This window comes from Aerococcus kribbianus (assembly GCF_026805545.1).
GTDB lineage: Bacteria > Bacillota > Bacilli > Lactobacillales > Aerococcaceae > Aerococcus > Aerococcus kribbianus.
Genome location: NZ_JAPRFR010000001.1, coordinates 710751 through 723245, shown reverse-complemented (window position 1 = coordinate 723245; position 12495 = coordinate 710751). Strand labels below are relative to the sequence as shown.

Sequence of the window (12495 nt, the reverse complement as noted above, 5' to 3'; positions counted from 1 at the left end):
GAGTTTAAGGAGGAAGGATAAATGACAAAAGTAGCAATTATTACTGGTGCAGCCCAAGGAATTGGGGAAGCAGCAGCCAAACGATTACATCAAGACGGGTTCAAAGTAGCCATTTTAGATTTTAACCTTGAAGGCGCAGAGAAGGTGGCCCAAGCTGTTGATGGTATTGCAGTTAAAGTTGATGTTTCTGACCGTGAGGATGTTTACCGGGCAGTAGGGGAAGTCGTTGACCAATTAGGATCTATTGATGTTATGGTGAATAACGCTGGGGTTGCTCCTGGTGGTCCATTGATGGCCATGCGCGAGGATGATGTGAATAAATCCTTTGCAGTAAATGCTGGTGGTGTATTATGGGGAATCCAAGCGGCTGCTGACCAATTTATTAAACAAGGCAAGGGCGGAAAAATTATTAATGCCTCTTCACAAGCAGGAATTGTAGGTAATCAAGGGATTGGACTCTATGGTGCTACCAAATTTGCAGTACGCGGTTTAACTCAAACAGCTGCTCAAGAATTAGCTGAACATAAGATTGCTGTCAATGCTTATGCTCCAGGATCAGCTGTCACTCCAATGTTAAAAGCATCCGCCCATGAAATTGCTCAAGAAGCTGGTCAGGATGACCAATGGGCCTTGGATCAATTTGCCCAAGGTGTAACGATGGGACGCTTGGCAGAACCAGAAGATATTGCTAAGGTGATTGCCTTCTTGGCTAGCGATGATGCCAACTACATTACCGGTCAGACCATTGTGGTTGATGGAGGAACTATCTTCCATTAGCTATTAGAGAGGGACCTATAATTAACGAAAGTAAAAACGGTTGGCCCATGATATCATGGGCCAACCGTTTTTAGTAGGTTTAAACTATTAATATTGGCGAAGGTAATTTTGAATTTCCCATTCAGAAACTTGCATGGTATATTCTTGGAATTCGACTTGTTTACTAGAAATGAAGTTGCTAGAAATATGAGAGCCAAGCGCTGATTGGATAACTGAATCATTTTCGAGTTCTTCAACTGCCATGCGTAGCGAAGATGGCAATTTATCGATGCCTACTTCAGAAAGTTCAGAAGAGGTCATATGATAAATATTGCGGTCGGTTGGTTCAGGAACGGGTGCTTCCTTGTCGATACCGTCTAAACCAGCACCAATAATTGCAGCCATCGCTAAGTATGGATTAGCAGAAGGATCGACAGAGCGCAATTCAATTCGAGTAGAAATGCCTCGTGAAGAAGGAATCCGGACTAAAGGTGAGCGGTTATGGGCAGACCAGGCAATATAAACAGGGGCTTCATAACCAGAAACTAAACGCTTATAAGAGTTAACTAAAGGATTAGCTACTGCAGTAATTGCTTTGGCATGAGCTAAGACTCCTGTCATAAAGTGCAGGGCAGTTTTAGAAAGTTCTAATTCGCCATCAGGGTCGTAGAAAGCATTACCTTCTTCAGTAAACAAGGACATATTACAATGCATACCAGAACCAGAAATACCATAGATTGGTTTTGGCATAAAAGTGGCATGTAAGTTGTGCTTGCGAGCAATACTTTTAACGATGAGTTTAAAGACTTGAATTTTATCGCAAGCATCGACAACACTGGCATATTTAAAATCAATCTCATGTTGACCAATAGCGGTTTCGTGGTGAGAGGCTTCAACTTCAAAACCGAGTTCTTCTAAAACGAGAACAATCTCACGTCGGCAATTTTCACCTAAGTCAACGGGTGCAAGGTCGAAATAAGCACCATAGTCATTGACCTTAGTGGTGGCTTCACCAGTTTCGTCTAATTTAAATAAGAAAAATTCTGCTTCTGGTCCAAGGTTGAAATCAGTGAATCCTCGATCATTAAGTTGGCCAACCATACGTTTTAGGTTACCACGTGGGTCTCCTGGAAAAGGTTGATGGTCTGGTGTATAGATGTCACAGATTAGCATACCGATTTTACTTTGATTGTCGCTGCTCCAAGGGAAAACAAGCCAAGTATCTAGGTCAGGATACAGGTACATGTCTGATTCTTCAATGCGGACGAAGCCTTCAATTGAAGAGCCATCAAACATCATCTTGTTATCTAAGGCCTTGTCTAATTGGCTAATAGGAATTTCGACATTTTTTAAGACGCCATTAACATCAGAAAAAGCTAAACGAATAAAATGTACGTTTTTTTCTTCTGCATCTTGACGGATACTTTCAGCTGTCCATTTAGTCATAAATAGATCCCTCTCTTTGTTCTTTTTTATTTTACTGGGATGATTATGCAACAAAATATGTCAGATTGCAAGAAAAAAATCACTTTTTATGTCAGGAAATATAACATGGTAGAAATATGAGCTTTTCCAAGCAAAAATTGCTATAATTTAAGGGAAAAGTTTTAGAGAAAGGATAATGCAAGCTATGGATTCGGTGATTTTTTGTGGCCATCCTACGATTGAGGAATCGGCTAGCCATCAATTTTTGAAGGCGGCTAGCCCTAGTCAGGTGCCCTTTATAGAAATTTATGGCCATTTAGATGACGAAGAAATCAGTGACTACCAAGCAATGATATTAGCTAAAGAACGTATTTTTTTACAGTTTCCTTTATTTTGGTATCAGGCACCAGGGGTGGTTTCAGATTTCATTCGCTTGGTTTTTTCTAAAGAATTCTTGGATGTTCATCATCAAGAATTGAAGGGCAAAGAATTAGGTGTCATTATTTCAATTGGCTTGCCTGAAAAACATTATCAAGCAGGTGGACGCGAAGGGGTGACCCTATCAGAACTCTTGCGACCTTATGAAAGTTTTAGCCGGTCCCTAGGTTTTACCTATTTACCACCCTTTGTTTTGGCACAACATCATTACCAATCTGACCGTGGAAAGGAAAGGCAATTGGTCGCTTTTCGGCAACACTTGGCCTTACCCCGTAATCCCAATTTCCAGCAGCGGTCTCAGTGGTTACATGACCAGTTAAGTATACTTGCTAAAGATTTTGTCGATCCACAATTAAGTCACCAACTTACTCTGTTGGCTGATGAATGGCAAGAGGCCCTAGATGATTTAGGTGATTTAGAAAGTCAACTCCCACAAAATCAATGGCGTTAGGAGGATGTAAAAATGTATGAATGGAGTCAAAGTATTTTAGACCAAGCCATCGCAGCTAGCCCACATTATCAAGACCGTGCCTTACTGGCTGCTGTAAAGGAAGCCATACAAGAAACGGATAAACGCCTCGCTCAAGCAGAAGGTCAATTGGATGGTCTCGCCTGGAACAAGGAAGAATGGGAGTAGGCATCAACCCATAACTAATTACTTAGGGCATATTATCTAACACATGCTTAGCCCCTAACGCAAAAAGCACTATAATTGTGATTGACAAGACTTGCTCCCTTTTATATACTGAGGTCAATACTAATAATTACTAATGGCGGAATCGAGTAGCTACAGGCCTCTGCAATTAGCGAGCTAGTGGTTGGTGAAAACTAGCGCATGCCCAGTAGACGAATTACAATTCCTTAAAGTAGCCATTGGCGGACATGCCCGATATGCATTGAAGAGAGGCTACATAACAAATTTTGTAGCAATTTGGGTGGTAACACGGTAATTAATCGTCCCTCTAGTCTTTTAGACTAGAGGGATTTTTATTTTAATGAATAATTTGCAAGGAAAGGAAAGAAGAAAAATGACAAATATTATTGATGACTTAGCTTGGCGGGGAGCCGTCAACCAAGTAACCGATGAAGAAGGCTTACGTGACCTATTAGAAACTAAGTCAGTTTCCGTTTATTGTGGGGTTGACCCGACTGGTGATTCCTTACATATTGGCCATTTGATTCCCTTTATGGTCTTGAAACGGTTTCAAGAAGCAGGGCACCGGCCAGTGATTTTGATTGGTGGGGCAACAGGGAGTATTGGTGATCCATCAGGTAAGTCAGAAGAACGTAATTTACAATCAATGGATATTGTAAACAATAACGCCCAACGATTAACTGCTATGATGAAACAATTATTTATGCAGGATGCGGATTCTGACTTCCGTATTTTCAATAACTATGACTGGACAGTCAAATTAAACTTGCTCGATTTCTTGCGTACTTATGGGAAGCGTTTCAATATCAATACTATGTTAGCCAAGGATATTGTATCGAGTCGACTAGAAACAGGAATTTCTTTTACTGAGTTTGCTTATCAAATCTTGCAAGCCATGGATTACCTGCACTTGTACCGTGAGGCTGATGTGCAATTACAAATTGGTGGTGCGGACCAATGGGGAAATATTACCGCAGGCTTGGAACTCATTCGTAAGGAAGAAGGGCCAGAAGCCCAAGCTTTTGGACTAACTATTCCCTTAATGTTAAAAGCAGACGGCACTAAATTTGGTAAGACAGCAGGTGGTGCTGTTTGGTTGGATCCTGAGAAAACTAGCCCTTATGAATTCTATCAATTTTGGATCAATCAGGATGATGCCGATGTTGTTAAATACCTTAAATATTTTACTTTCTTGTCGCAAGCAGAAATTGATGAGTTAGCAACTAGTATTGAAACGGCACCGGAAAAACGTCAAGCTCAAACCCGCCTAGCAGAAGAGGTGACACGCTTTGTTCACGGAGAAGAGGGTCTCCATGATGCTCAAGTAATCACCCAAGCTTTATTCTCTGGTCAAGTGCAAGAGTTAACTGGCCAACAAATTGCTCAAGGATTTAAAAATATGCCTGGCGCGCACATGCCTAAGGAAGATAATACTCTTGCTGTCTGGTTGGTTGATGCAGGGATTGAACCGTCTCGTCGCCAATCACGGGAAGATATTAAGAATGGTGCAATTCGTATTAATGGTGAACGTATCACGGATGTTGATTTCGTTATTAACCCTGAACTAGCTATTGAGGATAAATATGTCATTGTTCGGCGCGGGAAGAAAAAATATTTCTTAGTAACATTTGATTAAAAAGGGAAAATAAGTCATCTTTTCTCGTATTTACTAATAGGAAGTTTTTTCCTTAGCTAAATACGAATGGAGTGACTATTAATGAAAAAATGTGTCTGGCGCATTCCCTTATATTTAACCCTAGCATTAATGGCTTATACTGCCCCCAGCCAAGCCATGGTTAGGGAGACGGACTTAACTAGCAGTGAGACCTGCTTAACTTCAGAGACTAAACCAGTCTTAGGGGATTGTTGTTATCTAGAAGCATGTCCACAGTGCGTGCTTTGTCGTGGCGACCTATTAAAACAAGCACAGGCTTATTTAGGGACGCCCTATCTATGGGGAGGAACAAGTCCCGCTGGTTTTGATTGTTCAGGCTATGTGCAGTATGTTTACGGCCAAATGGGAATTCAATTACCCCGGGTGACTCGTGACCAATGGAAAGCTGGCAGAAAATTGTCAGTAGCGGAAGCCAAAGTGGGTGACCTTTATTTCTGGCAAGATGCTAATGGGGAGGTTTACCATGTGGCTATTGCTAGCGGTCCAGGTGAATTCATCCATGCCCCGCAACCAGGTCAAGTCATCCAGTATGGTCAGGTGGATTATTTTCAGCCATCCTTTGCAGTCGATGTGATTTCTTAGTTATGATATTAGCCTAGTATAAAAAGCCTCGCGTATTTTTGCGCGAGGCTTTTTATTTTAATCATCTTTGTTTTCTGTACTGGTTTTTAAATTTAAGGTCTGATTCTTTGACTAGGTATAGGGGGCGGTTTTTGACTTCAAGGTAAATGTGGCTAAGATATTTACCAATAATCCCTAAGAAGAAAAGTTGGCTACCTGAGACAAAAAGGATGACAACAATTAATGAGGTCCATCCTGAAGTGGGATTGCCAAAAACTAGTGTTCGAATGAGAAAGAATAATCCCAGTAAGATAGATAAGACAAACAAAATAAAACCCAACAATGATGACCATAGCAGCGGAATGGTTGAAAAAGCCGTGATACCGTCTAATGCATATGATAATAAGGCGGTAAAAGACCACGATGTCTGACCGCTTTGACGTGCGATATTATCGTAAGATAAATAGTAAGTATCAAAACCTACCCAAGCAAATAATCCCTTGGAAAAACGGTTGGCTTCAGTCATCTCAAGAACGGCATCAACCATCTGCCGAGTCATCATACGATAGTCGCGTGCACCTGGTACGATTTTGACTTGGGCTAAGCGGTTAATGATTTGGTAAAATTTTTTACTGAAATAGGAACGAATGGCGGGTTCCCCTTGCCGATCAGAACGGCGAGTCCCCACACAATCATAAGAACTAGTAGTTAAGATGTGATACATTTCTGTTAATAGGCTGGGAGGATCCTGGAGGTCAGCATCCATCAAGACGACATAGTCTCCTTGAGCATGGGTTAAGCCGGCATAAATAGCTGCTTCCTTACCAAAGTTACGTGAAAAAGATAAGTAATGGATTTGCTCAGGAAATTTTGCTTGCCAATTTTTAATTTCTGCTAAGGTATTATCGCTTGACCCGTCATCTACAAAGAGATAGTCATGGATGATGTTGGGAATGCTGGCTTCAACCGACTGAATAAAATTAGCGATAGAAGTTTCTTCGTTGTAACAAGGCACAACGATAGATAATGAGCTTGACATGGCTAGCCTCCTTTACTTGAACGATTAACTTTATTATAGAGAATCTAGCTATTGATTGCTAGTTGACTTGTCCAGGGATGTGTTCCCTAGACCTCAAGGCTTATGATATACTAGGAGAGTATAAATTTAAAGGAGGCACCCATTCGTGGCTAACAAAGAAACGTTCTATATTACAACACCTATTTACTATCCATCTGGAAAATTACATATTGGGAATGCTTATTCAACTATTGCAACTGATGTTATGGCCCGTTATAAACGAGACACAGGACATGAAGTATTTTACCTAACAGGTTCGGATGAACACGGCCTTAAAATTCAACAAAAAGCTGAAGAACAAGGAATTAGTCCCCAAGAATATGTCGATGGCATGGCAGCTGATATGCAAGCTTTGTGGAAACGCCTAGATATTTCTAATGATAAATTTATCCGCACCACTGATGCAGATCATGTTGAAGCCATTCAAATGATTTTTGAGAAACTTTTAGCCCAAGGTGATATCTACCTAGGTGAGTATGAAGGTTGGTATTCTGTTTCTGATGAGGAATTCTTTACAGAAACCCAATTGGCAGAAGTTTATCGCGATGATGAAGGAAATGTTATTGGTGGTGTGGCACCATCAGGGCATGAAGTTGAACTAGTTAAGGAAGAATCTTACTTCTTCCGGATGAGCAAGTATGCTGACCGTTTATTGCAATACTATGAAGATCATCCTGATTTTATCCAACCGGAATCGCGTAAACATGAAATGATTAATAATTTCATTAAACCTGGTTTAGAAGACTTGGCTGTTACTCGGACTTCCTTTACTTGGGGGATTCCTGTGAAATCTAATCCTAAACATGTGGTTTATGTTTGGATTGATGCCTTAGCTAACTATATTACTGCATTGGGTTATCCTAATGGTGATACAACAAACTTCGAGAAATACTGGCCTGCCAATATCCATATGGTTGGTAAGGAAATCGTTCGTTTCCATACTATTTACTGGCCAATTATGCTAATGGCGCTAGACTTACCATTGCCTAAGCAAGTCTTTGGCCATGGTTGGTTACTCATGCAAGATGGTAAGATGTCTAAGTCCAAGGGTAATGTCGTTTATCCTGACATGTTAGTGGAACGTTATGGTTTAGATGCCTTACGTTATTACCTCATGCGAGAAGTACGTTTTGGCTCTGATGGCGTCTTTACTCCGGAAAACTTTGTAAACCGTATCAACTATGATTTGGCCAATGACTTGGGTAACCTCTTAAACCGGACTGTATCCATGATTAATAAATATTTAGAGGGTCAAGTGGGTGCTTACCCAGGTCAAGTCACTGAATATGATCAAGTGTTAGAAGACTTAATTACAAACAATATCCAAGCCTATCATGACTCTATTGATCAGTTACAATTTAGCGTAGCCTTAGACAAGGTTTGGGAAATTGTTTCTCGTACCAATAAGTATATTGATGAAACGACGCCTTGGATCTTAGCCAAAGAAGAAGATAAGAAAGAAGAACTACGGTCAGTAATGTATCATTTAGCAGATGCCTTACGGATTGTAGCCATTCTTATCCACCCAGTAATGACAGAAAGTCCTGAGAAAATTTTTGCACAATTGGGATTGGAAAGTTTGGACTATAAAGACTTTGCGCAAGCAAAAATTGGTGAATATCCGGCCAATGTCAGTGTTATTAAAAAGGGGCAACCTATTTTCCCACGTTTAGACCGAGAAGATGAAATTACTTATATCCAAGAGCAAATGGCAGCAGGAGCTTCTAATGACGAAGCGGATGAAGACTTTAATCCGGAAAATACTGAGCTACTATCAGTGAAAGACAAGCAAATTAAATATGATGTCTTTGATAAGGTAGAGTTAAAGGTAGCAGAAGTCGTTGACTGCGATTTTGTGGAAGGTGCGGATAAATTGTTGAAATTCCGCCTCGATGCTGGCGATAAGGGTCACCGGCAAATTCTTTCTGGTATTCGCGAATTTTATCCCGATCCCCAAGCCTTAATCGGTAAAAAGCTTATTATCGTGGCTAATCTTAAGGCTCGGAAAATGCGTGGCGAATTATCACAAGGAATGATTTTATCAGCTGAGAAAGATGGTCAACTTGAACTAGTTTTAGCACCAGAATCAATGCCAAATGGTGCTGTGGTGGCCTAATGACTAAGCCAACTTTATTTGATACTCATACCCATTTAAATGTCAATAAATTTAAAGGCGATCGGCAAGAAGTCACTGAACGCGCACGTTTAATGGGAGTGTCTGGTTTTGCTGTGGTGGGATTTGACTATCCCACCATCGATCAGGCATTGAAAATGGCGACGGACAATCAAGATATGGTAGCTATAATTGGCTGGCATCCTACTGAAGCGCATACTTTTGATCGCCAAGCGCAAGCTTATCTGGAAGCTAATTTAACCAATGACCGTGTCGTCGCCTTAGGAGAAACAGGCTTAGATTACTACTGGAAAACAGCGCCAAAAGAGGACCAAGAAGAGGCCTTTAGACGTCAGCTCGCTATGGCTCGTGACCACCAGCTTCCGGTAGTGGTTCATAACCGTGATGCGACTGCTGATTGTTACCGGATTTTAAAGGAAGAGCGTGTGGGTGATTTCGGTGGCATTATGCATTCCTTCTCTGAGGGGAGTGAATGGGCCCAAAAGTTTCTTGATTTAGGGATGCGCCTATCTTTTTCAGGGACGGTATCTTACCAAAATGCTCAAGATATCCAAGCGGCCTGTCAACTGACACCTGATAATTGCTTACTGATTGAAACGGACGCGCCTTACTTGGCACCCCATCCGAAACGAGGTTTGCGAAATGAAACTGGCTTTGTTTATTATGTGGCATCAGCCGTTGCTAAGCTACGAGCAACTAGTTTAGACGATTTAGCTCAATTGACCTATAACAATGCTTGCCAATTATTTAATCTCCAAGCAACTAAGCAAGGACTGATCCGAAATGACAAAAGAACGCATTAAACAAGTGATTTTAGTAGAGGGACGCTCAGACACCCAAAAGCTTCAACAATATTTTGATGTGACTACTATTGAGAGTAATGGGTCAGCCTTAGACGAACGGACCTTAGCTGCAATTCGGTTGGCTCAGGCCCAACATGGAGTGATTGTGTTTACTGATCCAGATATTTCCGGTACTAAAATCCGTCAAAAGGCCAGTCAAGCCGTTCCTGGTCTCCAGCATGCCTTTTTAGAACGAGATGAAGCCAAACCTCAAGGTAAGGGAAGCTTAGGGGTGGAACATGCCGACTATCATGCGTTAAAACGTGCCTTATCTGCTGTATATGACTTGGCTACTAGTGATCGAGATGGCAAAGCCAAGATTACGATAGCTGATTTACAGGCCTTACATTTAGTGGGCAGTGCGGATGCGCGTTTACGTCGTGATTATTTGGCCAAAGAACTTCACCTTGGTCATGTTAATGGTAAACAATTGGCTAAACGACTGGCCTTATTTGGAATTAGTCTGACTCAAGTGGAGGAATGCTTAGACCGTTATGAGGAGGAAAAGCATGGCTAAGAAATATATTGCTACCCCTAGCCGTACCAATGAGTTATTAAATACCTTTGGATTAACGGCCAAAAAAAGCCTGGGACAAAATTTTTTGATGGAACCGAATATCCTAGGCAAAATGATGGCGGCAGGAGATATTGATAAAACCACCGATGCAATTGAAATTGGACCGGGAATCGGAGCACTAACCGAATTTTTAGCCCTTTATGGTCGGCGGGTTTTAGCTTTTGAAATTGACCAACGTTTGTTGCCAGTATTGGACGTGAGCTTAGCAGATTATGATAATGTGGAAATTATACATGGAGACATTCTGGAGGCTGAGCTTAAAGATTTGATTCCAACTAAACTACCCGATTCAAATCGCTTAGCGGTAGTAGCTAATCTCCCTTATTACATTACCACACCAATTATTTTTCAATTGTTGGAATCTCAGCTTGCCTTTGATGTCTTTGTCTTAATGATGCAAAAAGAAGTGGCTGAACGCTTAACTGCCCAAGTAGGCACCAAGGCTTATGGATCTTTGACTATTGCCATCCAGTATTATTGTGACAGTAAGATTGCCTTTACAGTACCTAAAACTGTTTTTAAACCCCAACCTAATGTGGATTCGGCGATTCTAAAATTGACTCGCTTAGACCGTCCGCGTGTTGAAGTAGCGGACCAAGCTTTCTTCTTTGAACTGGTGCGGTCAGCCTTTGTTCAACGGCGTAAAACACTGTGGAATAATTTGCGCGCAGCTTATGGGCTGGACCAAGATAAGTTAGATCAAATTAGATTTGCATTAGAAGAAAGTCATATCGATCCCAAGAGGCGGGCTGAAACCTTAACCATCGATGAGTTTGCGGTTTTGGCCGACCATTTAGTGGCCCGAGGCTTTCAAGCAAAAGCTTGAGTAAATAGGAATCTTAGGACATAGTACAGAGAGATTATCCTGTGTATAAGTCAATAAAAAGGTTGACATTCTGAGTGAATAATGGTATTGAAAAACACTTTTAATTATGTTAAAATAAGATTAGAAGAGGTGAGTAAATGCCAACTAGCTTAGCTGAAATCAAGAATCATCTGGATAATAAAATTGGGGAACGAGTACAATTAACCCAACAGGTGGGACGTAAACGCGTGGTTACCCGGCAAGGTGTTTTATCAGAGACCTTTCCAGCTGTATTTGTAATTGAGCTTGATCAAGATGAAAATCATTTTGAGCGTATGTGCTATTCTTATACAGATGTATTAACCGAAGCTGTCGCCATTGAATTTGAATAATCTGAGAAGAGGCTGGGATGAAAATCTCAGCCTCTTTGCTTTATTAGAAATAGTTAGCCCTTGATGGGATAAAAGTCGACAGTCGCTCTTGGTAAGAACTTGTTCTATCGTTTATTCGCCCGTTGCTATAGGCTTGAAATCAAGCGAAGATCGATTGCCTTTATTACTTTAATGTCCACAACCTTAGTGATAAAATAGGATTAACTTTGACAGGGTTCGATGGAGGTGACCAGATGGAAATTCAAGAGATTGCTCCAGCTAAAATAAACCTCGCTCAAGATATCCTCTTTAAACGAGATGATGCTTATCATGAGGTGCAGATGGTAATGGCGTCTGTTGATTTATCGGATTACATTAGCCTAGTTGAACGCGGGGACGATGAGATTCGAGTGGAAACCTCACAAGCCTTCCTACCAGATGACAAACGCAACCATGCCTATCAAGCAGCGAAACTAATGCAAGCCCAAAGCAAGCACAAAGCAGGGGTGAACATTTATATTGAAAAAAATATCCCAGTGGCAGCTGGTCTGGGTGGTGGCTCAACTGATGCAGCAGCTGTGATGCGGGGCTTAAATAAACTATGGAATTTAAATTTATCTCAAGACACCTTGGTACCATTAGCCAATCAAATAGGTTCAGATGTCCCTTATTCCCTAAATGGTGGGACCGCCTTAGTTGAAGGACGTGGCGAAATTATTAGCCAGCTACCAGCTATTCCCTATTGTTGGGTAATCCTAGCTAAACCAGCCATATCAGTATCGACACGCAAGATTTTTCAACGGTTGCGTGTGGAGGAATTAGACGCTCCCTTCAATGCCTCTAATGTAGTGGAAGCCCTTAAAAAAGGAGACTATTCTGCTCTCATGGTAGCCACAGGGAATGCCTTGGAATCAGTCACTTTTTCTGTTCACCCAGAATTAGCGAGTTTAAAAGCTAAGATGCAAAAGTTTGGCGCGCAAGGCGTGACGATGTCTGGAACAGGACCAACAATTATTGGTTTTGTTAAAAACCAGAAGAAGGGTAAACGAATTTATAATGCCCTTAAAGGCTTTTGCGATGAGGTTTATCTAGTTAGAACACAGAGTCAACAATTTATTAGGTCAACGAGGGTGTGACTAACGTCCCAGCCTCGTTTTTTAGGGCCAATAGAAAGCAAG

The 12495-nt window shown here is 41.3% G+C and carries 13 protein-coding genes; 11 read left to right on the top strand and 2 right to left on the bottom strand.

The window, feature by feature from the left end; all coding sequences use genetic code 11:
• Positions 1–21: 21 nt before the first annotated feature.
• On the top strand, positions 22–777 hold the full coding sequence (locus OW157_RS03380) for an acetoin reductase (protein WP_268751925.1): 756 nt from the start codon (positions 22–24) through the stop codon (positions 775–777).
• 87 nt (positions 778–864) lie between these two features.
• Here OW157_RS03380 and glnA read toward each other — a convergent pair whose 3' ends face one another.
• Positions 865–2202, bottom strand: coding sequence for a type I glutamate--ammonia ligase (glnA, locus tag OW157_RS03375; protein ID WP_268751924.1), 1338 nt, complete (start codon positions 2200–2202; stop codon positions 865–867).
• Positions 2203–2386: 184 nt separating this feature from the next.
• Between glnA and OW157_RS03370 the strand changes: the two genes are divergently transcribed.
• The 4 genes from OW157_RS03370 (at position 2387) to OW157_RS03355 (ending at position 5531) form a co-directional block, all read left to right on the top strand.
• Positions 2387–3070 carry an NAD(P)H-dependent oxidoreductase gene (locus OW157_RS03370; RefSeq protein WP_268751923.1) on the top strand — a complete coding sequence of 228 codons (684 nt, stop codon included), beginning with the start codon at positions 2387–2389 and terminating at the stop codon, positions 3068–3070.
• A 12-nt stretch (positions 3071–3082) separates the two neighbouring features.
• Positions 3083–3256, top strand: a complete 174-nt coding sequence (locus OW157_RS03365) for a hypothetical protein (protein WP_268751922.1) — start codon at positions 3083–3085, stop codon at positions 3254–3256.
• Positions 3257–3647: 391 nt separating this feature from the next.
• Positions 3648–4910 (top strand): tyrosine--tRNA ligase, encoded by a 1263-nt coding sequence (gene tyrS, locus OW157_RS03360; RefSeq protein WP_268751921.1) that lies wholly within the window; start codon positions 3648–3650, stop codon positions 4908–4910.
• Between the two features lie 81 nt (positions 4911–4991).
• A complete protein-coding gene (locus tag OW157_RS03355; protein ID WP_268751920.1) occupies positions 4992–5531 on the top strand; it encodes a C40 family peptidase in 540 nt (179 codons plus the stop codon).
• A gap of 61 nt (positions 5532–5592) precedes the next feature.
• On the opposite strand, the gene OW157_RS03350 is transcribed toward OW157_RS03355, so the two are convergent.
• Entirely contained in the window at positions 5593–6549 is a 957-nt protein-coding gene (locus OW157_RS03350) for a glycosyltransferase family 2 protein (RefSeq protein WP_268751919.1), read from the bottom strand.
• Between the two features lie 145 nt (positions 6550–6694).
• On the opposite strand from OW157_RS03350, the gene metG reads away from it, so the two are divergent.
• The 6 genes from metG to ispE all read left to right on the top strand — a co-directional run bounded on the left by metG (position 6695) and on the right by ispE (position 12453).
• Positions 6695–8704, top strand: coding sequence for a methionine--tRNA ligase (gene metG / locus OW157_RS03345; protein WP_268751918.1), 2010 nt, complete (start codon positions 6695–6697; stop codon positions 8702–8704).
• Complete coding sequence (locus OW157_RS03340; RefSeq protein ID WP_268751917.1) at positions 8704–9525, top strand: TatD family hydrolase; 822 nt, start codon at positions 8704–8706, stop codon at positions 9523–9525. Before metG ends, OW157_RS03340 begins: the two co-directional genes overlap by 1 nt.
• Complete coding sequence (gene rnmV / locus OW157_RS03335) at positions 9506–10081, top strand: ribonuclease M5 (protein ID WP_268751916.1); 576 nt, start codon at positions 9506–9508, stop codon at positions 10079–10081. Before OW157_RS03340 ends, rnmV begins: the two co-directional genes overlap by 20 nt.
• Positions 10074–10967, top strand: a complete 894-nt coding sequence (rsmA, locus tag OW157_RS03330; protein ID WP_268751915.1) for a 16S rRNA (adenine(1518)-N(6)/adenine(1519)-N(6))-dimethyltransferase RsmA — start codon at positions 10074–10076, stop codon at positions 10965–10967. The genes rnmV and rsmA overlap by 8 nt, the downstream gene beginning before the upstream one ends.
• Positions 10968–11104: 137 nt before the next feature.
• The gene (locus OW157_RS03325; RefSeq protein ID WP_268751914.1) at positions 11105–11338 is read left to right on the top strand and encodes a Veg family protein; all 234 of its coding nucleotides are present in this window, start codon (positions 11105–11107) and stop codon (positions 11336–11338) included.
• Between the two features lie 233 nt (positions 11339–11571).
• Positions 11572–12453: a 4-(cytidine 5'-diphospho)-2-C-methyl-D-erythritol kinase gene (ispE, locus tag OW157_RS03320; RefSeq protein WP_268751913.1), complete on the top strand. Its 882-nt coding sequence runs from the start codon at positions 11572–11574 to the stop codon at positions 12451–12453.
• Positions 12454–12495 lie beyond the last annotated feature (42 nt).

Bases quoted from the DNA above. Each gene is read 5' to 3' on its own strand.
- rsmA (WP_268751915.1), top strand. From the start codon at position 10,074: ATGGCTAAGAAATATATTGCTACCCCTAGCCGTACCAATGAGTTATTA.
- rnmV (WP_268751916.1), top strand. From the start codon at position 9,506: ATGACAAAAGAACGCATTAAACAAGTGATTTTAGTAGAGGGACGCTCA.
- OW157_RS03325 (WP_268751914.1), top strand. From the start codon at position 11,105: ATGCCAACTAGCTTAGCTGAAATCAAGAATCATCTGGATAATAAAATT.
- OW157_RS03340 (WP_268751917.1), top strand. From the start codon at position 8,704: ATGACTAAGCCAACTTTATTTGATACTCATACCCATTTAAATGTCAAT.
- glnA (WP_268751924.1), bottom strand. From the start codon at position 2,202: ATGACTAAATGGACAGCTGAAAGTATCCGTCAAGATGCAGAAGAAAAA.
- OW157_RS03370 (WP_268751923.1), top strand. From the start codon at position 2,387: ATGGATTCGGTGATTTTTTGTGGCCATCCTACGATTGAGGAATCGGCT.
- OW157_RS03355 (WP_268751920.1), top strand. From the start codon at position 4,992: ATGAAAAAATGTGTCTGGCGCATTCCCTTATATTTAACCCTAGCATTA.
- OW157_RS03350 (WP_268751919.1), bottom strand. From the start codon at position 6,549: ATGTCAAGCTCATTATCTATCGTTGTGCCTTGTTACAACGAAGAAACT.
- tyrS (WP_268751921.1), top strand. From the start codon at position 3,648: ATGACAAATATTATTGATGACTTAGCTTGGCGGGGAGCCGTCAACCAA.
- ispE (WP_268751913.1), top strand. From the start codon at position 11,572: ATGGAAATTCAAGAGATTGCTCCAGCTAAAATAAACCTCGCTCAAGAT.
- OW157_RS03365 (WP_268751922.1), top strand. From the start codon at position 3,083: ATGTATGAATGGAGTCAAAGTATTTTAGACCAAGCCATCGCAGCTAGC.
- OW157_RS03380 (WP_268751925.1), top strand. From the start codon at position 22: ATGACAAAAGTAGCAATTATTACTGGTGCAGCCCAAGGAATTGGGGAA.